The 18,879-nt window shown below is 67.6% G+C and carries 20 protein-coding genes and 1 pseudogene; 9 read left to right on the top strand and 12 right to left on the bottom strand.

Features of this window, described 5'->3' with window-relative positions:
- Nucleotide 1: 1 nt before the first annotated feature.
- A complete protein-coding gene (locus V2J85_RS00840; RefSeq protein WP_261953625.1) occupies nucleotides 2-181 on the bottom strand; it encodes a ribbon-helix-helix domain-containing protein in 180 nt (59 codons plus the stop codon).
- Nucleotides 182-353: 172 nt separating this feature from the next.
- Here V2J85_RS00840 and V2J85_RS00835 point away from each other — a divergent pair, with 172 nt between their 5' ends.
- Together V2J85_RS00835 and V2J85_RS00830 are read left to right on the top strand one after the other, a co-directional pair.
- The gene (locus V2J85_RS00835; RefSeq protein ID WP_330820304.1) at nucleotides 354-860 is read left to right on the top strand and encodes a DinB family protein; all 507 of its coding nucleotides are present in this window, start codon (nucleotides 354-356) and stop codon (nucleotides 858-860) included.
- 186 nt (nucleotides 861-1,046) lie between these two features.
- Nucleotides 1,047-1,541, top strand: a complete 495-nt coding sequence (locus tag V2J85_RS00830) for a DinB family protein (RefSeq protein ID WP_330820303.1) — start codon at nucleotides 1,047-1,049, stop codon at nucleotides 1,539-1,541.
- 64 nt (nucleotides 1,542-1,605) lie between these two features.
- Here the strand turns inward: V2J85_RS00830 and V2J85_RS00825 are convergent, their stop codons facing one another.
- From V2J85_RS00825 to V2J85_RS00815, 3 genes are read right to left on the bottom strand one after another with little or no spacing between them, the layout of a single operon-like run.
- Entirely contained in the window at nucleotides 1,606-1,956 is a 351-nt protein-coding gene (locus tag V2J85_RS00825) for a UBP-type zinc finger domain-containing protein (RefSeq protein ID WP_053924787.1), read from the bottom strand.
- A complete protein-coding gene (locus V2J85_RS00820; protein ID WP_261953628.1) occupies nucleotides 1,953-3,413 on the bottom strand; it encodes an ATP-binding protein in 1,461 nt (486 codons plus the stop codon). Before V2J85_RS00820 ends, V2J85_RS00825 begins: the two co-directional genes overlap by 4 nt.
- Nucleotides 3,410-5,086 carry an NAD(P)/FAD-dependent oxidoreductase gene (locus V2J85_RS00815; protein ID WP_330820736.1) on the bottom strand — a complete coding sequence of 559 codons (1,677 nt, stop codon included), beginning with the start codon at nucleotides 5,084-5,086 and terminating at the stop codon, nucleotides 3,410-3,412. The genes V2J85_RS00820 and V2J85_RS00815 overlap by 4 nt, the downstream gene beginning before the upstream one ends.
- A 326-nt stretch (nucleotides 5,087-5,412) precedes the next feature.
- On the opposite strand from V2J85_RS00815, the gene V2J85_RS00810 reads away from it, so the two are divergent.
- On the top strand, nucleotides 5,413-5,670 hold the full coding sequence (locus V2J85_RS00810) for a hypothetical protein (RefSeq protein ID WP_261953629.1): 258 nt from the start codon (nucleotides 5,413-5,415) through the stop codon (nucleotides 5,668-5,670).
- 177 nt (nucleotides 5,671-5,847) lie between these two features.
- Here the strand turns inward: V2J85_RS00810 and V2J85_RS00805 are convergent, their stop codons facing one another.
- Nucleotides 5,848-6,789: an AraC family transcriptional regulator gene (locus V2J85_RS00805; RefSeq protein WP_261953630.1), complete on the bottom strand. Its 942-nt coding sequence runs from the start codon at nucleotides 6,787-6,789 to the stop codon at nucleotides 5,848-5,850.
- A 105-nt stretch (nucleotides 6,790-6,894) separates the two neighbouring features.
- On the opposite strand from V2J85_RS00805, the gene V2J85_RS00800 reads away from it, so the two are divergent.
- Complete coding sequence (locus tag V2J85_RS00800) at nucleotides 6,895-7,728, top strand: NmrA family NAD(P)-binding protein (protein WP_330820302.1); 834 nt, start codon at nucleotides 6,895-6,897, stop codon at nucleotides 7,726-7,728.
- A gap of 84 nt (nucleotides 7,729-7,812) precedes the next feature.
- Here V2J85_RS00800 and V2J85_RS00795 read toward each other — a convergent pair whose 3' ends face one another.
- The 3 genes from V2J85_RS00795 to V2J85_RS00785 form a co-directional block, all read right to left on the bottom strand.
- On the bottom strand, nucleotides 7,813-8,310 hold the full coding sequence (locus V2J85_RS00795) for a hypothetical protein (protein WP_330820301.1): 498 nt from the start codon (nucleotides 8,308-8,310) through the stop codon (nucleotides 7,813-7,815).
- Between the two features lie 11 nt (nucleotides 8,311-8,321).
- Nucleotides 8,322-9,035, bottom strand: coding sequence for a formylglycine-generating enzyme family protein (locus tag V2J85_RS00790; RefSeq protein WP_261953633.1), 714 nt, complete (start codon nucleotides 9,033-9,035; stop codon nucleotides 8,322-8,324).
- Nucleotides 9,036-9,340: 305 nt separating this feature from the next.
- Nucleotides 9,341-9,955, bottom strand: coding sequence for a DUF3995 domain-containing protein (locus V2J85_RS00785; RefSeq protein WP_330820300.1), 615 nt, complete (start codon nucleotides 9,953-9,955; stop codon nucleotides 9,341-9,343).
- A 375-nt stretch (nucleotides 9,956-10,330) separates the two neighbouring features.
- Between V2J85_RS00785 and V2J85_RS00780 the strand changes: the two genes are divergently transcribed.
- Entirely contained in the window at nucleotides 10,331-11,797 is a 1,467-nt protein-coding gene (locus tag V2J85_RS00780; protein WP_261953635.1) for a Dyp-type peroxidase, read from the top strand.
- A 106-nt stretch (nucleotides 11,798-11,903) separates the two neighbouring features.
- Here the strand turns inward: V2J85_RS00780 and V2J85_RS00775 are convergent, their stop codons facing one another.
- Both V2J85_RS00775 and V2J85_RS00770 read right to left on the bottom strand, forming a co-directional pair.
- Nucleotides 11,904-13,187, bottom strand: a complete 1,284-nt coding sequence (locus V2J85_RS00775; protein ID WP_330820299.1) for an NAD(P)/FAD-dependent oxidoreductase — start codon at nucleotides 13,185-13,187, stop codon at nucleotides 11,904-11,906.
- A 252-nt stretch (nucleotides 13,188-13,439) separates the two neighbouring features.
- Nucleotides 13,440-14,141, bottom strand: coding sequence for a cysteine hydrolase family protein (locus tag V2J85_RS00770; RefSeq protein WP_330820298.1), 702 nt, complete (start codon nucleotides 14,139-14,141; stop codon nucleotides 13,440-13,442).
- A 70-nt stretch (nucleotides 14,142-14,211) separates the two neighbouring features.
- Here V2J85_RS00770 and V2J85_RS00765 point away from each other — a divergent pair, with 70 nt between their 5' ends.
- Both V2J85_RS00765 and V2J85_RS00760 read left to right on the top strand, forming a co-directional pair.
- Entirely contained in the window at nucleotides 14,212-14,724 is a 513-nt protein-coding gene (locus V2J85_RS00765) for a PadR family transcriptional regulator (RefSeq protein ID WP_330820297.1), read from the top strand.
- Nucleotides 14,725-14,929: 205 nt separating this feature from the next.
- Nucleotides 14,930-15,010: pseudogene (locus V2J85_RS00760) on the top strand (transposase); the annotation flags it as partial.
- A gap of 25 nt (nucleotides 15,011-15,035) precedes the next feature.
- On the opposite strand, the gene V2J85_RS00755 reads toward V2J85_RS00760, so the two are convergent.
- The gene (locus tag V2J85_RS00755) at nucleotides 15,036-15,668 is read right to left on the bottom strand and encodes a MarR family transcriptional regulator (RefSeq protein WP_419836720.1); all 633 of its coding nucleotides are present in this window, start codon (nucleotides 15,666-15,668) and stop codon (nucleotides 15,036-15,038) included.
- Between the two features lie 187 nt (nucleotides 15,669-15,855).
- On the opposite strand from V2J85_RS00755, the gene V2J85_RS00750 reads away from it, so the two are divergent.
- A complete protein-coding gene (locus V2J85_RS00750) occupies nucleotides 15,856-16,518 on the top strand; it encodes a DUF4097 family beta strand repeat-containing protein (protein ID WP_330820735.1) in 663 nt (220 codons plus the stop codon).
- A gap of 220 nt (nucleotides 16,519-16,738) precedes the next feature.
- Nucleotides 16,739-17,899, top strand: coding sequence for a serine hydrolase domain-containing protein (locus V2J85_RS00745; protein ID WP_261953640.1), 1,161 nt, complete (start codon nucleotides 16,739-16,741; stop codon nucleotides 17,897-17,899).
- Between the two features lie 223 nt (nucleotides 17,900-18,122).
- On the opposite strand, the gene V2J85_RS00740 is transcribed toward V2J85_RS00745, so the two are convergent.
- The gene (locus V2J85_RS00740; RefSeq protein WP_261953641.1) at nucleotides 18,123-18,548 is read right to left on the bottom strand and encodes a hypothetical protein; all 426 of its coding nucleotides are present in this window, start codon (nucleotides 18,546-18,548) and stop codon (nucleotides 18,123-18,125) included.
- Nucleotides 18,549-18,879 lie beyond the last annotated feature (331 nt).

Here is an 18,879-nt window from a genome sequence, read left to right as displayed (position 1 = left end):
GTCAGGTCTCCTTGTCGGTCGATTGCTGTCTGTGCCCGTGGGTGTCGTCGAGGTAGGCGCGCAGTGCGTCAGCCACCAACGCCGACAACGACATGCCCGACTCGATGGCGCGGAACTTGACCTGCTTGATCAGCCCGATCGGCAGGTAGACGTTGAACTGCTTGACTTCCTCATCGCTCACGAGCCGATGCTAGCATCCTAGCAAGCTAGGTCACTAGTCTCGCCGTGGACTTTCCGAGCCTGTGGAGCCGGCCGGGAGGCAGGTGGCCGCCGGTGACTCCTGACACCGCTCAGGCACGGGGGAACGGGGAAAACGGGAGGATGAGGTGCCGGAACCTTGGCACGATGCCCGGATGAGTGATCAGCAGCGGACGGAGCCCCCGCGGACAGCGGACGAGCGTGCCTCGTTGAGCGGCTTCCTGCAGTATCAGCGCGAGACTCTCGCCATGAAGTGCGCCGGGCTGACCGCTGAGCACCTGAAGGAGAGGGCTGTTCCACCATCCGGCCTGTCTCTGCTCGGGCTGGTCCGGCATCTGGCGGAGGTCGAGCGGAGCTGGTTCCAGGTCGTGTGGAACGGCGAGGACATCCGGGCCTATTGGCCGGGAGCCGTGCACGACACATTCGCCGAATTCGATGTCGACTCGGTTGACCCTGACGAGGCTTTCACGACCTGGCAGACAGCGTGCGCGCGGTCCCGTGCAATTGTGGACGCCACCGAATCCCTCGACAGCACTGTGCAATGGGGTGAAGACGTCTTCACTCTCCGCTATGTCCTCACCCACATGATCGAGGAATACGCGCGGCACAACGGTCACGCCGACATGCTCCGCGAACAGATCGACGGTGCCACCGGAGAGTAGTCACTCCTGCGAAGTGAGGCGATCAGCCGGCCGACTTCGGCCTGCCCGTTCAGATGTGGACGGCGCCCAGGGCCCACTCGACGACGGTTGTGTCAGCATATCGAGGGCTGGGTGAACGGACTCACGGGGTCACACCGGCTCCAGATACCAGGGGAGAGTCTTATGGAATTCATGGAAGAACCGCCCATGACCCTTTCGGTCCCGGATGAACTTATGGCGGGGTACCTCGACTTCTACCGCAACACGGTGCTGCGCAAGCTCGACGGTCTGTCCGACGAGGAGTTGCGCCGCAGCAGAGTGCCCTCGGGGTGGGCGCCGCTGGAATTGCTCAAGCATCTGGCCCATGTCGAGATGCGGTGGCTCCAGTGGGGATTTGCCGGGGTGACCGTAAGCGAGCCGTGGGGTGACCTGGAATGCCGCGGTGGTAGGTGGCGGGTCGGCCCGGAGGAGACGTTCGAAGAGATCAGGGCATTCTTCGAGGAACAGTGCGACCGCTCCCGAGCGATCGTTGCCGGAGCACGATGGGAGGACCGCGCCGCGACCCTCGGTGGGAAAGTGCTGCCGGAGGGGGAACGGCCCGCGTTGGGCTGGATCCTGTTCCACCTGCTCCAGGAGTACGCGCGGCACACCGGACACCTCGACATCGCCCGCGAGCTCGCTGACGGCAGCGTCGGCGAGTAGACGCGAGAGGCCTCCGCTGGCCCGACGGTGATGGGCCTGGGTGGGGTGTAGCGGTCCCGCCTGCCTACCCCAGACGGTCGGCCCAGTCCTCCGGGACCCGTCCCGCCGGGCCGGGGGTGGGCTGATCGGCCGGGTGGCTCTCGGGAGGAGCCAGGGGCGGGCCCGAGGCGTACATCTCCGAGGTCTCGTAGTTGTAGAACCACGTTTCGCCCGGTTCGAAGCTGCGGATCAGCGGGTGCCCGGTGGCCCGTGCGTGAGCCGTCCCGTGCTTGGCCGGCGAGTCGTCGCAGCAGCCGATGTGGCCGCACTGTGCGCAGCGTCGCAGGTGGAACCACCAGCCGCCGGCCGCGTCACACTCGGCGCATCCGGTTCCGCTGGGTGGGACCGAGGGGTCGATTCCGTCGGGAGAGCTCATGAGGACTCCTCCTGTGGAAGATGGGGGTCGGTGGAGGCCAGCGGGAGGCGTACCTGGAACCGCGTGTCGCCGGGGACGGACTGGAACCGCAAATCCCCCTTGTGCTTGTTGACGACGATGCGCCATGAGATGTCCAAGCCGAGACCGGTGCCTTGGCCCACCGGTTTGGTGGTGAAGAAGGGGTCGAAGATGCGATCGCGGAACTCTGCGGGGATTCCTGGACCGGTGTCGCGGAATTCGACGAGTAGATGGTCTCCATCACGCGCGGTTCGTACGGTCAACGTTCCGTCGGCGCCCGTGCTGTCCATCGCCGAGACGGCGTTGTCGATCAGATTCGTCCATACCTGGTTGAGCTCGCTGGGGTAGCCGGGGATCTTCGGCAGGCTGCGGTCGTAGTCCTTGACGACGGTGATGTGGGGCCCGATCTTCGCGGAGACCATCAGCAGGGTGCTGTCGAGCAGCTCATGCACATCTGCGACCTGGTGGGGCGCTCGATCGAGTTGCGAGTACTGTTTCGCCGCGGTCACGAGGGCCGAGACGCGGGTGGTCGACTCCTCGATCTCGTTCATCAACACCTCTATTTCGACAGTGCAGTTGAGCCACCGCACGGCACCTTCGAGGGTGTCCGCGTCCACCGCCGCGGCGACCTGGTCCAGCCAGTCGATGTCGAGGCCGGCCTGTACGAAGGTCGGCGCGAGCTGCCATCCGTCCGCGATGCCGTGGTCGTCCAGCCAGTCGGAGAGGGCGTCCTCCCGGTCCGAGGCTTCCAACGGACTCAGGGTGGTGGCCTTGGCGACGCGTTCGGCGGTGCGTTCTTGGACCTCGATGAGCGTCTCCAGGCTGTCGCGCCGGTACGGGCGTGCCGCGATGACACCGAGCTTGTGGCGCATCCCGGCAACACGCTCACGGAGCGCGGACGTTGCTCGCACGGCAGCGGCGGCGGGGTTGTTCAGCTCATGGGTCAGCCCGGCGGACAGCGACCCGAGAGCCAGCAGCCGTTCGCGCTGGCCGACGGCCTCCTGGACGCTTTTGGCGCCGAAGAAGAGGCCTTCGAGGAGGTGCACGGCCATGGGAAACCACTCACGCATGATCGCGGCGAAGGTCTCCGCGGGCAGCACGAAAAAGCGTGTGGGTTCGATGACCCGCAGGGAGCTGTTGTACACCTGCCGCAGGCGGTCGCCCAGATAGGCCTGGAAGGCTCCCGCGTACACCCCGCGGCTGGAGCTGCGGGTGATCTCCACGTCGTAGTCCCCGATCCGGCGCGAGAGCACGATGGTCCCTTCGAGCAGCACGTAGAAGCACGTGGCATCGTCGCCCTCGGCGTACACGGGACCGGGCTCGAACTCCTCCACGCGGCCTTCGCGGCAGAGCCGGGCGATCTGGTCGGGGGCCAGCTTCTCGAACAGGAACAGCGAGCCGAGTTCTTCCTGGCTGCACGGCAGCGGCCGGCCGTTCATGACTGCTCCAGATATCGGTGGGCGAGCATGACGGCCATGGCTCCCTCTCCTACCGCGGAAGCGACACGCTTGGCGGACTCGGCGCGGGCGTCCCCGGCCACGAACACGCCCGGGACGTTGGTCTCCAAGTGGTAGGGCGGCCGGTCCAACTCCCAGCCGGCCGGCGGGCGTCCGTCGGCGGTCAGATCGGGGCCGGTCAGGATGAACCCGCGGGAGTCCCGGAGCACCGTACCCTCCAGCCAGTCGGTCAGCGGCGCTGCGCCGATGAAGACGAACAGCCACTGGGCGTCGACGAGTTCGGTGTGGCCGGTCGCGATGTCGCGCAGGGTGAGCCGTTCCAGTTGGCGCGAGCCGTGGGCGGCGTCGACCACCGTGTTGGTCCGCACGGAGATCGTGGGTGTCTCGTCCACCTGCTGGATGAGGTAGTGCGACATCGACGTGGACAAGGACGGCTTACGTACCAGTACGGTGACCGACTTGGCGCTCCGGGCCAGGTATATCGCGGCCTGGCCTGCGGAGTTCGCGCCGCCCACGATGTACACGTCGTGGCCCTGGCACGCGGCTGCTTCGGTCAGAGCCGAGCCGTAGAACACTCCGCAGCCGGTCAATTCGGCCACGTGGGGTGCATCCAGTTGCCGGTACGACACGCCGGTCGCGAGAATCACGGAGTGCGCGGCGACAGCGGAGCCGTCCGAGAACCGGACGACGCGTGACGCGCCATTGATCTCCAGCCCGGTGACCTCGCACGCGGTCAGTATCTCGGCACCGAACTTCGCTGCCTGGCGCCGCGCCCGGTCGGTGAGCTGTGCCCCGGACACTCCGTCCGGGAATCCGAGATAGTTCTCGATGCGCGAGCTCTGGCCTGCCTGGCCTCCGGTCGCGGAGCGTTCCACGAGGACGGTCCGCAGGCCCTCGGAGGCCCCGTACACCGCCGCACCCAAGCCGGCTGGTCCGCCGCCGATGATGACGAGGTCGTAGACGTCGGTTGCCGGGGTCGTCGCCAGGCCGACCCGCGTGGCGAGCTCCCGGTCCTCGGGTTCGATGAGGGCCGTGCCGTCCGGAGTGATCACCAGCGGGAGCCGCAGGCCCTCCTGGCCCGCGGCGCACAGCAGCCGCCGGCCTTCCGGGTCGTCGGACGAGTACCACCGGTACGGCACCTGGTTGCGGGCCAGGAACTCCCGTACGGCCGACGAACGCGCCGACCAGCGGTGTCCGACGACCTTGGTGAGGGGCACCGGCCGGTGGTCGGTGGCCCGCCAGGCCGACAGGAGATCGTCGATGACGGGGTAGAGCTTCTCCTCGGGCGGCTCCCAGGGCTTGAGGAGGTAGTGATCGAGGTCGACGACGTTGATCGCGTCGATGGCCGCATCGGTGTCCGCGTACGCGGTCAGCAGGACCCGCCGGGTGTCGGGGTAGATGTCGAGTGCCTGCTCGAGGAACTCGATGCCGTTCATGTTCGGCATCCGGTAGTCGGCCACGATCACCGCGACGGGGCCACCGCGCAGCTTCAGCTCGCGCAGGGCGGCAAGAGCGGACTCACCGGACTCCGCGCGTACGATCCGGTACGAGGCACCGTAGCGTCGCCGCAGATCGCGGGCGACGGCACGGGACACGCCCGGGTCGTCGTCCACAGTCAGGATGACGGTCCGCGCCGGACCGGCGGCCTGATCCATAGGCATCCCGTCCCCGGGTCGATCGCCCTACCGCACCGCCTTGACGTGCCTGTGTGGCACGCCGATGCATCGGCAGTATCCATCCTATGGGTGTTTGTCATCCTTCGCCGCGAAAGATCAGGAGAGCGGGTCCCTGCCGATTGCTGCCGGGCCCGCTCCCGCCGCGAGACGTTGTCGGGCACCACACCACCAGGGCCGATCACAGCCCGCCGAAGCCGCGCGGCGTCGGCGGCCCCGGCAGCCTCGGTGGGGAACGCTCACATGCGGCCCTCCGATGCCGCGCGCCTGACCCACGGCTCGTGCCACAGGCACTTAAATATCGGAGCGTGACTACACAGCCGCGGCGCTTCACGATCTTGTTGGTCCCTGAACATGTCGAGGACAGAGGCGGTGCCTCCGTCGAGGACTCAGCCGTGCGCTCCGCGGTCGTCGAGGCGACGGGCGAGATGGGCGCCTCGGGCTACCCCCGCTACGCCGGGCACGGGATCGTGGCCGACATCGACCCCAGTACGCGCACGATCGAGGCGATGCTCGTCGACGGTGCAGAGCTGGACTACGGCCTGACCGCCCTGGTCACTTCCTGACCGCGACGACGTCAGCGAGCGGCCTGCGACCAGGCACAGTAGGCGAGTTGGGAAAGCGTCGATCGTGTCCGCTCGCCGTTCCCAGCGCATTCGCAGTCAGTGCGAGCAGGCAGCCGTGCAACAGACAAAGATCCGCTCATCTGCGAACCGCACAGACAAGACCCTCAGGTGCGGCAATCAATGGGCCTGGCGGCGCCAGGTCGAGGGGGTGACGCCCCGGGCGCGCTTGAACGCCACGCTGAAAGCGAAGGGATCGTCGTACCCCACCTCGTGGGCCACGGCAGCGACGGTCGCCTCGGTGTTACGGAGCAGGTCCGCCCCCAAGGCCATCCGCCAGCCGGTGAGGTAGGCAATCGGGGGTTCACCGACCAGCGCGGTGAAGCGAGCGGCGAAAGCGGCGCGGGACATACCGGCCTGGGTGGCCAACTCGGCGACCGTCCAGCGACGGCCGGGCTCCTCATGCAGCAGGCGCAGCGCGTCGCCGATCGCGGGATCGGCCAGCGCCTGGTACCAGGCGGGCGCTCTGCCCGGTCTGGCGCACCATGCACGCAATGCCAGCACGAGCACGAGGTCCAGCGCCCGGTCGAGGACAGTGTCCTGACCTGGTTCGTCGCGGGTGACCTCGGTGGCGAGGAGATCGAGCGCCGCGCGAGTCGCGGGCCCGGAGGGCACGGTCGCCACTGGTGGGAGCATGCCCAGCAGGCGGTCGCCGACGTCGCCGCGGAGCTCGTAGGCGCCCCGGAGCATGACCGTGGCCCCGGGCGCACCGTCGCCGTAGGTACGCGGGCCCAGGCTCCGGGCCAGGCCCAGAGTTTCTTGGCGACCGCCGACGAGGTGTTTGTTCCGCCCGTGGATCACGACCTGAGGCGGGGTGGAGGGGGCGTCGGCGATGGTGTAGCGGCCGGGTCCGGTGATCAGGGCGATGTCACCCGCGCTGAGACGTACGGGCGCAGTGCCCGCCTCGTCGAACCGGATGGAGGCGTGGCCGGCGAGTGTGGTCACGACCGTGAGCGGTGGAGCGTCGGCGAACGTCAGCGACCACGGCGGACGTTGGATCAGCTGCCTGACCAACGCGTTCCTGGCACGGGCCCGATGGAGCAGATCACTGAGGACGTCCACATTCCCACGTTAGAGGACGTCCCCTCCGCACGTTGGACGATCACAAAGGTGGATTCGACGTTCTCCCATGGAAGGTCTACAGGCTCTTGGAGTTGTCTGGACGGCATGCAGAACACCATCCTCATTCTCGGTGGCACCGGAAAGACCGGCAGCCGCATCGCCCGGCACCTGACGGCCGCCGGACGGCCCGTCCGAACCGCGTCCCGCACCGGCGGCGACATCCGCTTCGACCTCGACGACCCGACGACATGGAAGCCCGCGCTCGACGGGGTCACCGCCGCCTACCTCGTGGAGCCCAACCTGCGGGCGAGCACGGACCACCAAGCGCGCGTCCCCCGGTTCGTGACCAAGGCGGTGACCGCGGGCGTGCGGCGGCTGGTGCTGTTGTCCGCCCCGCGCGCCGATGAAGAGGATCACCCCCTGCATGCCGCCGAGCAGGCCGTGCGTGGCTCAGGCGTTGACTGGGCCATCCTGCGCCCGAACTGGTTCTCGCAAAACTTCAGCGAGGGCCCTTGGCTGCCTGGCATCCTTGCCGGAACCCTGGCTCTGCCCACCGGCGACGGGCGTACTCCCTTCATCGACGCCGAGGACATCGCCGCGGTCGCCGCATCGGCGCTGACCGAAGACCGTCACCACGGCCAGACCTACGAGTTGACCGGCCCGCGGGCGATCAGCTTCGGTGAAGCGGCGGACCTCATCGCCAAGGCAACCGGGCGCACGGTTCGGCACGTCGATGTTGATCCGGAGGTCTTTGTCCAGCGCCAGGTCGCTGCAGGCGCCTCACCCGCCGTGGCGCGACTCTTCGCCGAAATCCTCATGACCATCGGCCGCGGCTCGGGCGCCGCGCTCTGCGACGGAGTGGAACGAGCCCTCAATCGGCCGCCGCGGCCTTTCGAGGACTTCGTCACCGAGGCTGCCGCCGCAGGCCACTGGGCCTGAAGTTCCCCGCAGCACACGCCGGCGGTGAGCGCCGAAGCAGCTGGGCTCCGAGCTGCCTGACGCCCTGGCGCTCGCCGCCGCCGGTCAGAGCTGACTGTTGATCCGACGAGCCAGCCCTTCGAAGAACTCCTGGAGGCTTGCCGCGTTGAGATCGAACTGGGCGAACCACGAGGCGGTGGTGGACCTCCAGACCCGCCCGGAGCCTGCCAGCGCGAACAGATGGCCGCCGCCATCGCTGGCGAACACCAGGGCCGGCTCTTCCCCGTTGATCTGGAGGGCCCCGTTCTCGCGGAAGTGGCGTGCGACCACTGAAGCTGAGTGGACGAAGTAGCCGCTGTCCACATCGGGCAGGGAGACCTCGCCGATCACCCAGTACATCGTCGTGAGATCCGAGGGTATCGGCGTCAGCTCCACCAACTCGTCCGTCGCCTGGTGACTCTCGTCCGTGGCCCACGCGACCACGTTCTGGCCCGGCGGGAATCCGTGCCGCTCCTCGAACGACTCCACCAGCTTCGCGAGGGCCACTTCCGCCCGCTCGCACCAGCTTCGGACCCACCCGGCCGCAAGCCGTTCAGCAGCCACGATCGACCTCTTCACCCTCCCGGAAGACCCGCCTTCAGTGAGTGCTGCGCATCAGCCCACCCTGAACGTGCAAGGCGGAATCCGACGTCGTCGACGCGAAATGTGGGGTGGCTGCGACGCCGCACAGAGGCCCGGCAGCTCCAGTGTTCATCGAACCAGCCGCCCCCGCGCAGCACCCGATAGCAGCCGTAGACCTCCGCGTCGTAGATGTCCCAGCACCACTCCCACACGTTGCCGAGCATGTCGTGCACGCCCCACGGGTTGGGCCGCTTGCCTCCCACCGCGTGGATCCGCTCGTCGGAGTTGCCTCGATGCCAGGCAACCTCGTCAAGAGGACCGAAACGCGGTCCGGCCGTACCTGCCCGACAGGCATACTCCCATTCCGCCTCGGTCGGCAGCCGGTATCCGTCGGCCGATGCGTCCCATGCGACGTCATCGCTCTCGGCCCGGAAGCGGTAGGCGGGAGTGAATCCGTCTCGCTGGGACAAGGCGTTGCAGAACCGGATCGCATCCCACCAGGAGACGCTCTCGACGGGCAGCTGATCACCCTGGGCGCTGCTCGGGTGTTGGCCGGTGACCTGCGCGTACACGTCTTGGGTGACCGGGTACCTCGCGAGCTGACAGGGCGCGAGCTCAACCGTCCAACTGCGTTGGGTCCGCCGGTCCGACAGCGTCACCTGACCCGCGGGCACTGCGACCATCTCGGGCTCTGCACTCGCATCCATGAGGAGATCTTCTCACCGGCGCCTGCGCGATCAGTGCCCCCTGTTGGGCGGCAAGGCCGCCGAAGGCCGAACGTGCTCAAGGGAGGGCGCCTGAGCGGGACAGCGCGGGGCCGTCCCGGCAGTGCGTATCCAGGGAGTCTGGGGCGGCGGATACGTGCCTGATGTACTCCGGTGCCTGACCGGGTATCCGGGCCGCGGAAGACCGTGCGCGTGCGCCGTTGGTGATGCCAGGCGGGAACGTCAGGCGGACCGAGGCACGATGGTCACTGCTCGGTCGTCGTACCCGTCCTGCTTGACGCCGGTCATCAGCCGATCCCGGTGACGGTCGAGACCATCGACAGGAGCAACGCACCCAGTGCTCCCGTAGCGCCGAAGAGCCGCACCTCGCGCCGGACGTCCTGTCGGCGGACATACCTCGTGGTAGCGGCGGCGAAGGCCAGACCGCCGACGATGAACCACGGTCCCCACAGATACAGGTACCAGCGCGTCAGCCCGACCAGGTCAGGCACAGCGGAGAGAACGGCACTCTCCACCAGCACTCCGTGCGCCACGAAGAGACAACCGTGCCAGACAAGCAGCACCGCCGCACCGCCGCCACAGAACACCATGAGGGGGCTGACCCCTCTGCCGCGCCGGCGCGTCAGACCGATTCCCACCAGCGCACCGAAGAGCTTCAGGAAACCGGTCACCCACAAGACGGCCACGAACCACGTCACCCGGTCGTGAGCGAGCTTCACCAGCGACGGGGAAATGGTCGACTGGGCGCCGAAGTCGCTGCCCATCGCCCAGGCGAAACTGGGCACAGCGAACAGCAGCCCCCACGCCGCGGCACCGAGTCCTGGCCATCGGCCCAGCCCCAGACGGGGTGTCTCGTGGAGGGCCGGACGCGCTGCGTCGTCCACAGAACGCTTGATCATCATGGCGCCATCGTGGCCGTACCACGATGATGAGGCCTCATCCGAAGAGACGATCAACCTCCCCCATGAGAGTTACCTCGCGGCGTCCTTGTGGCCGAGGCGCAGGGGAGCGGCACGGCAACCTCAGGGTCAGTTACCTGGGCCTGATCTTCAGGGTGGCGCAGCGCAAGAACCGGGGCCACTCGTAGTGCGCCGGGTATGGCGTTCCGGCGCTCGCTGACGTGTGCCGGCCGCACCGCAATGTCGGGCTCCCGCACGGTTCCGTGCTCGTCGGATGGCTGGGGACTCGACTGGCGCAGCAACTGTTTAAAACGAGGGAAATTTTCATAGTTACATATTTGTAATCATAAACGCACTCTATGTGATCGGGAGTGTCGCATGACCACCACCCGCATGCGCCCCACCGCTGCGCCCGCAATGGAGCAGCTGCCCACACCCACGCTCCGTACGTCGCGGGAGATCCAGGGCAATGTCCTGGCCGCGTTCAACAAGGACTACATGGCGTTCCGCTACATGCGGTTCCCGGAGGACAAGGCGAAGGGGCGCGGATGGCTGTCCGTGATCCTCAACAGCGTGTCGGTGACCGCCGACGTGGAGGACTTCAACGAGGAGTTCTCGCTGGCCCGCCGGGCATACGGCCACGACCCGGCGAAGCAGGCGACCTGGGTCGGGGTTTCCCTCACCTTCCCGGGCCTGCTCAGTGTCGCCGCGGACAGCGAGCAGGTGCTCAGGGAAGACCTCAAGAACTTCCCGCAACTGCTCAACGGTGCGGCCGCGAGTGCCGCGAAACTCAGCGACACCGGAGCAAGCGACCCGAAGAACTGGCTGTTCGGCTCGCCCAGCACCATGGTGCACGCGGTCCTCCTGGTGGCCTCGGACAGCCCGGAGGCGCTCGAGGCGAAGCTGCAGAACATCAAGGCCGCGGACGAGGCGCACGACATGACGTTGGTCCATCAGGACGACGGTCAGACGCTGCCCGGCAAGCTGAAGGGCCATGAGCACTTCGGCTACAAGGACGGCATCTCCCAGCCCGGTGTCAAGGAATTCCACCGCGAGGAGCCCACCAAGCCAGGCTTCCGCGAGAACCGCCCCGGCGCCAAGCTCATCGAACCGGGTGAGTTCGTCTTCGGCTACAAGACCGAGCCGAACAGCAAGAACCGCACCGGACCCGCCTGGATGAAGAACGGTTCGCTCCAGGTCGTGCGCCGCATGAGCCAGGACGTCCAGGGCTGGCGCGACGCCGTGGCGAAGCAGGCCGCGAAGTTCGTACCGGAGCTCGATGCCACCCAACTGGGAGCGTGCCTGGTGGGCAGGCACCTGGACGGCACGCCCTTGGCGACCCCCACCGATCGCCTGAAGGGCCTCGGCGGCGACGCCAACGATTTCGACTACGCGGACGACGCGGACGGCGGCCAGACCCCCTGCGCTGCGCACATCCGCCGAACCAATCCCCGCAAGGCCAGCCCCAACATCCCCGTGGACAGCAACCGCATCATGCGCAGGGGCATCCCCTACGGCCCTGTCCTGGAGGATGACCCCAAGGCGGACCGCGGCCTGATGTTCGTCTGCTACGGCACGTCATTCGAGGAGCAGTTCGAATTCGTCCAGGCGATCTGGTCCAACAACCCGAGGTTCACTCCTGGGGAAACGGGGGCGCCCAACTGCATCGATAAGGTCACCGGGCCCGACGGCGGTGGTGAGATCGCGCTCGACCCGCCGCGCGGACCGAAGGCCACGATCAGCATGGCGCAGTGCGTCACCACCAAGGGATCCTTGTACGCCTTCACCCCCTCGATCACCACGCTGCGCCACCTCGCTGCGGGCAGTCCGTTGCCCAGAGGTTGAGAGCGGGAACCCTGAGCGCCGAAGCCTTGCCGGTGGGGGCCCACCGGCCCTGCACCGGCAAGGCGAAAGAAGAGGCCGCGGAAGAGTGGAGTCGGAGGGGGCCGATTCACGACTCCGTGTGTGACAGGTGCGCGGGTGGCACAGCCGTCCCGCGATGCTTGATGTTGACGGCCGCAGCCTTCGCCACTGCCATGGGGTTCAAGAAACGCAGCGGACCGATCAGGCGGGATGCGAAGAGATGCATGTGCCGCGCCACCGACTCATCGCGCGCTGCCGCCGAATACATCAGCCGCTCCAAGGGGTTGAACGGACGGGCCTTGGCGAAGTCGGTGGCCAGATACTGGTGACCACGCAGCCGGCGCCGGTGTCTGCGTGCGTACGCCACGAGCGATCTATTGAGGTCGCCCCGACCGGTTGCGGCCGAGGCGACCGCCTCTGCCAACCATTGCGCGGACTCCAGAGCCCACCCACATCCCACTCCCCACACGGGGTCGCCGGTCAGGGCGGCGTCACCGATGAACGCAACGCCCGGTGCGGTCGGCTTGCGGCTGTGAAGTGGGTAGTCGACAGTTCCGGTGATCTTCGTGATGCGCTCGGCGGAGTCGATGGGCGGTGCCTCGGGTAGGGCGCGGATGAATGCGAAGAAACTACCCTCCAGGTCTTCCCGGAAGGCCGGCAGCCGCTTCTTGTCCGGGAGCACCGCGATGACCGCTACCCCGTCGTCGTTGGGAAACGCGTAGGCCATGTCGGGCTCGAGGAACCAGGCGTGACTGACCCCACCGTGCAGCGGAAGATCGCGGAAGTGCGCGAAATAGCCGAACCGCGCGTTCTCGTACCGCCGAGCAGGCACCCCGGCGAACTTTGCCACGGCCGAGTCCTTGCCGTCGGCGCCGACCACCAGTCGGGCCCGGATCTCGCGCTCGCCCTGTGATGTCGACGCGCGCACCCCCAAGGTTCGCCCGGCTTCCTGGACCAGCCCGGTCACCTGGTGACCGAGGAGCAGATCGACGCCAGGCGTCTCCGCCGCATGGGACCTGATCAACGGGTCGAGGGTGCTGCGCCGAATGTTGTACGCGTACGGGAGCTCGGGGCCTGCCGGCGCGGGTCTCGGCTCGATCCATCCCCAACGGGTGTACCAGCGGGCCTCGTTGCGGACGGCTCCGGCCTTCTCGAGAGCGGGGATGAGACCGAGTTCGTCCAGCACCGGGTAGGCGCTGGGCTGGAGGAAGTGGGTGCAGAGCACCTTGTACGCTTCGGGGTCCGAGCGGCGTTCCAGCAGTGCGACGCGGACGCCGCGTCGAGCGAGCAAGATCGCCGCGGCGCTGCCGGCGAGACTGGCTCCGCTGATGACGACGTCGTAGTCGTATCCCGCGCTCTCAGGCTTGGTCATGCGCTGATCGCCCCCTCCGGGGTGTGGTGCGGTTCGTGGGAGTGGTGGTGCAGTGCCACTGCTGTCAGGGGGCATGACCTATTGTCAAGAGTTGTGGACCGGTTGATGTGTGATCAGGCTGCGGTGGCCTCCTCCGTGCCGTTGCGCATCCGCCGTCCTTGCCGCGGACGCGGGCAGCGCGCCTTGTCCAATGCTGTCGAGGCTTCGCGCTGGTCAGTGGTCTGCACAGGCTTCAGGCACGCCGGTGCTGCGTCAGGCAACGTTCGCCTGGTCCTCGTCCTCGGTCGCTGAGGTGGCTGTGGTCAGTCGGTCGGTCAGCCGGTCGGTGATCTGCTCGGCGGTCAGAACGAGCGCGAAGCCCTTGCGCAAGACAGCGAGTTCGGGTTCTTGCCGGGACTCGTCGTCGGTGGCTGTGACGTCGGATCCGAAGACGACCTTGTAGCCGCGTTCGTATGCCTGCCGGGCCGTGGTGCCACAGCAGTAGTTGGTGAGGGTTCCCGTGACGATGACCGTGTCGCGGCCGAGGTTGCGCAGCATCGTATCGAGCGGCGTGTCGTAGAACGCCCCGTAGGAGGGCTTTCGGATCACGGCCTCGTCGGGGTGGTGGCCCATCGGGGCCCATACCTCGGCAGGGCCCGGCCGGCGCCAGTCGGTGTCGGCATGTGGGAGGAACTGCAAGGCGTGCGGTCGGTCCAGTCCGAGGTGCGTGTCGTCGAAGATGGTCCAGAGCACCGGGACGGAGGCGGCGCGGCATTCTTCGATCAACCGCCGAAGCCGGGGCGCCATCCGGGTCGCCGCGGGCACCCAATAGGGACTCCAGCCGGGCCGCACGAATTCGTCCTGCATGTCGATGACCAGCAGCGCCGCCCGTTCGGGTCGTATGTCGAACGAGGCCCGGCCCTGCTCGTAGGCGTTGCGCGCCCGCGTGGTCACCCATTCCTCCGTGTATGTCATCCCCGCCCCCTATCGCGACTCGTGGTACCTCGTTTCGAGATACCTCGTTTCGATGTGCGAGAGTAGCAGCATGCTTGAGCTCGCGATCCTGGGATTCCTGGCCGAGGGGCCACTGCACGGCTATCAACTGCGGCACCGGATAGCGTACTTGTCCGGCCATGCCCGCCCGGTCAGCGATGGCAGCCTCTACCCGGCGATCAATCGGCTGGTCAGCGCCGGGCTGTTGGACCGGCGGACCGAACCGGGCGCCTCGGCCGCTCAGCGGCACACCCTGAGTCTGACCGAGGCCGGCCGCTGCGAGCTGCTGCACCGGCTGCGGGAGGCCGACGGCCTGGACATCAGCGACAGCACCCGGTACTTCACGGTCCTGGCCTTCCTCTCCCACCTGCCCGAGACCGCTGACCAGCACGCGGTACTGCGTAGGCGGCTGCAATTCCTGGAACAGCCCGCGAGCTTCTTCCACGACGGTGACCGTCCACTGGGCGTCGACGACACCGACGACCCCTACCGGCGCGGCATGCTCACCATCGCCCGCGCCACCAGCCGTGCGGAACGGTCCTGGCTCCGAGAAGTGTTGGCCTGACGCCGCACCGGCAGGCACGCACCTGGTCCGTTCTGAACCCGGACGTCTCCTCTTCCCGGGAGACTGCGCGGGTGGCGGAGCCAGTACCGGTCCCCGAGGGCGACAGCGATGAGGGGCAGCGGCGCCTGCTACGGATCACCCGGCGCCTCCTAAGGATCATTCGCAGCCGTTTTCGCCCATGAGGGCCTGCGGGTCCGGCTCCGCGACGAAGTGCTCGTGGCTGAACCGCATCGAGGCCCAGTTCACCGCCCGGCGCAACTGCACCCTCGACGGCACTGATCACGCCGTATCCGGGGGATGCTGACGCCAGGTCAGCTGCGTGGTGTGGTGGTGTCGTGCTGCGGGGTGGTGGTTTGGGTTCTGGTGTAGAGGACTTCGCGGCCTTGTTCTGCGGCGCGGATGAGTGCTTCGCTGACGAAGTCGAGGAAGCGGGCGGCGTTTTCGAGGCGGGTGGCGGCCGGGGTGCCCTGGCCGAGGATGGTGATGCCTTGTCGTGCGGTGTCGATGAACTCGTCGTTGGCGCGGGCGCTGCGGAGCATGGATTGGTACCAGAGGTCGTCGTCGACGACGTAGCGTTCGCGGCGGCGTTGGTCGCGTTCTCGGCGGACGAGGGCCAGGCCTTCGAGGAAGGTGAGGGCTTTGGAGATCGATGCCGGGCTGACGTTGAGGCGTTGGGCGAGTTCGGCGGCGGTCAGGCTGCCGGTGGTGAGGGTCTCCTGGTAGTCGCGTACGGCTTCGGCGTCGCGTCCATGGGGTTGCGGTAGCGCCTGCGATCCCTGGGCTGGGGTCTGTTTGCGGCGCTGGGTGCGTTGTTGGGTGGCGCGCTGGGCCAGGTCGGCGCGGTAGCCGCTGGGGCCGCCGTTGCGCATCACCTCACGCGTGATCGTGGAGGTCGGACGCTCCAGACGCCGGGCGATCCCTGAGGCCTTCACCATAGCGTTCATCTTCAACGCATTGCAACGGATACCTCTTCGGTCGTTGCGTTAAACGAGAGAACGTTGCAATGATTATTGACCCTTGACCTGCATGAATGCTGCATCGAAGCAGAAATCTCGTTGCCGTGTACTGGAAAGCAACGTAGTGTTTCCAACGTTCGGAAACAGCGAGCCGCACGTCTCAAGGGAGAGCATGATGCAGAAGTTCACCACCCCCACCCCGATCGCCGCCGTCCTGGAAATCCCCGCCGGACGCGTGCAGTTGATCGCCGCGGACCGGACCGACACCACCGTGGAGGTCCTGCCGGCCAACGCCTCGAAAAGCCGCGATGTGAAGGCGGCGCAGCAGACCACCATCGCCTTCGACGACGGCGTCCTGCGGATCGAGAACGCGGCGAAGAACCAGTACCTCGGCCCCTCCGGATCCATCGAGGTAACGGTCAAGCTGCCCACCGGCTCCCGCATCCAGGCCAAGACAGCCGCCGCCGAACTCCGCACCCTGGGCCGCCTCGGCGACGTCACCTTCGACGGCGCATACCGCCAGATCAAGCTGGACGAGACCGCAAGCCTGCACCTCACCGCGGTCGACGGCGACGTCGAAGTCGGCCGACTGGGCGGAACCGCGAAGATCACCACCACACGAGGCGACATCCGCATCACCCAGGCCACGGGCGGCACGGTCGTGCTGGGCACCCAGTCCGGCGACATCACCGTCGGCGCCGCCGCCGGAGTCTCCGCCACCCTGGACGCCGGCACCAGCCACGGCCGCATCAGCAACGCCCTCAAGAACGACGGCACCGCCGACCTCGACATCCGCGCCACCACCTCCCACGGCGACATCACCGCCCACAGCCTCTGACCCACCCCCAACGAACACCCCTCCGTACCAACCCACCTCTCGGGGCGAACGGGCTGCGCAGGCTGTGCGGGATGCGAACGCAGCACAGCCACCGCCCTCGATGCGCGCACGCTCACGCCCGTGCCCCACGCCCTCGGCGGCCGGCACCACCTCATCGCCACCCTGGGCAGCCACACCCTCATCGCAACAACCACCCAGGCAACCCATAAGGAGCACAGTCATGTCCCTCACCTCCACCAGGCAGGATCGCCCGGAGCTGCAGAAGGCCATTGAGGAGATCGTCGAATCCGGTTTCGCCGGGGTGCAGCTGCGCGTGAATGATGAGCGGGGCGAGTGGGTCGGCAGCGCCGGGGTGCGCAAGCTGGGCGAGAGCGCCAGGCCGGCGACCAACGGGCGGTTCCGGATCGGCAGTTCCACCAAGACGTTCACCGCGACCGTGGTGCTGCAACTGGTGGCCGAGGGCAAGATCGGGCTGGACAGCCCGGTGGATGACTACCTGCCCCGGTTCGGGCTGGACCGGCGGATCACGGTGCGGATGCTGCTGCAACACACCAGTGGGCTGTTCAACTTCACCGGCGAGTACTACGAGGACGGGACGGTCGCGCCGGGGATCCCCTGGCAGGGCCAGGAGTACGTGGACAACCAGTTCCACACCTACCAGGCGGAGGAGTTGGTACGGCTGGCGTTGTCCAAGCCGGCGCGGTTCGAGCCGGGGACGGACTGGAGCTACTCCAACACCAACTACGTGCTGGCCAAGTTGCTGATCGAGGAGGTCACCGGCCGCTCGTTGGCTGAGGAGATGCAGCGGCTGATCCTGCAGCCGCTGGGACTGTCGGGCACCGTGGTGCCAGGCGCCTCGCCGGAGATACCCGAGCCGCACGCTCACGGCTACTACCGGTACGAGCATGCCGGCCAGTGGAAGCTGGTCGACGTCACCCGCTTCAACGTCTCCTGGATCTCCGCCGCCGGCGACATGATCTCGACCACCGAGGATCTCCACACGTTCTTCTCCGCGCTGATGAGCGGCAAGCTCCTGCCGGACTCGCTGCTGGCCGAGATGCGCACACCACACCCCAAGAGCGGCGAACACCGCTACGGCCTGGGGCTGTTCGTGGAGGAGACGGACGGCGGCGGCACCATCTACAACCACAACGGCGGCTTCTTTGGTTGGGCGGCGCTGATGTACGGCACGCCCGACGGCAGTAGGACCCTGACCGCCTCGTTGACCAGCGGGGACGCCGAACTCGACTTCGCCGCCATGGCGGCGGCTTTCCAGAAGGCGCAGCAGAGGCTCGTCAAGGAGGTGTTCTGCGGCGGGCAGGTCAAGCCGGCTTGCGAGGCAGTCGAGTCGGCTCACGAGGCGGCCGAGTCGGCTCAGTAGACGGAGCGAGCAGCGCGAACCGGGCCACGCCAAGCTCTCTGAGCTCGGCGTGGCTGGTCCACATGCGCGGACGCCGGGCCGAGAGCAGGCGCAGGGCCCGATTTGCCTGAAGGTCTTCGCGGAGAAGATCAGCGGCAAGCGGGCCGGGACCTCCTGGAAAGGTAGGGAACCGCCCGGCCGCAGGCAGTGGTGGTGCTGGTTGCCCGCGGCCGTGCAGTGGGACTCAGCGGACGTTCACCTTCACCGGGCCAGAGGTCCTCTCGCGTACGGGGTGGTGGTCGTTCGGGCTGGTCAGGCCGTACACGATCGCACGGTATTCGAGGATGCCGCGCTGCGTGGCCTTGACATGGGCGGTGGCTTTCGCCTCGGTGCCCGTGTCGACCACGGCGCCGCAGGTCACCCGGTGCCAGGCCTTCCCGGCGCTGCGGCCCTCCAGGCATATCTGCAGATAGCTGGCCGCATCGTCGTCCCCGTGCGCCGTGACCGTGAAGGTCTTGCCGACATTCGCCGTGTGCGGCGCCGTGATGTCCACACTGCCCTTGGCGAACGCCGGCACGGCGGCCAGAGTCACTGAGGCCAGACCCAGCGCCCCGACCACGGCCACCCGGCCGCCCCGCGCCTTCAACCCGGTCTTCTTCGTCCTGGTCATGGAATTTCCTCCCGTGGGTCTCCCTCACATGGGGAGACCCACCTCTTCGCGAAGGCGCCCAGTGCGCCTTGCTGATTACCCAGATGAGCCGGCCACCCCGCCCGTTGTGCCCCTTTCGTCGCCGTTACGAATCCATGACAAAGACTGCCAACCACGCCTGACCCACCATCAGTAGGCAGAGAGCACGAAGTCCGGCCATCTCCCCTCAAGGGACCGGGCCTTGTGAGCGCCGGACCGGGCGGCGAGCGGCCGACAGGGGGTGCCTCTCTCGCAGCGGGTACGTGGCCCCGCTTGTCGTGCCGGGTCGCGACGGCCCGGGAGTCTCAGGCAA

The sequence above is a fragment of the Streptomyces bugieae genome (assembly GCF_036352915.1).
Lineage (GTDB): Bacteria > Actinomycetota > Actinomycetes > Streptomycetales > Streptomycetaceae > Streptomyces > Streptomyces endophytica.
This window is presented reverse-complemented; position numbering and strand designations above follow the sequence as displayed.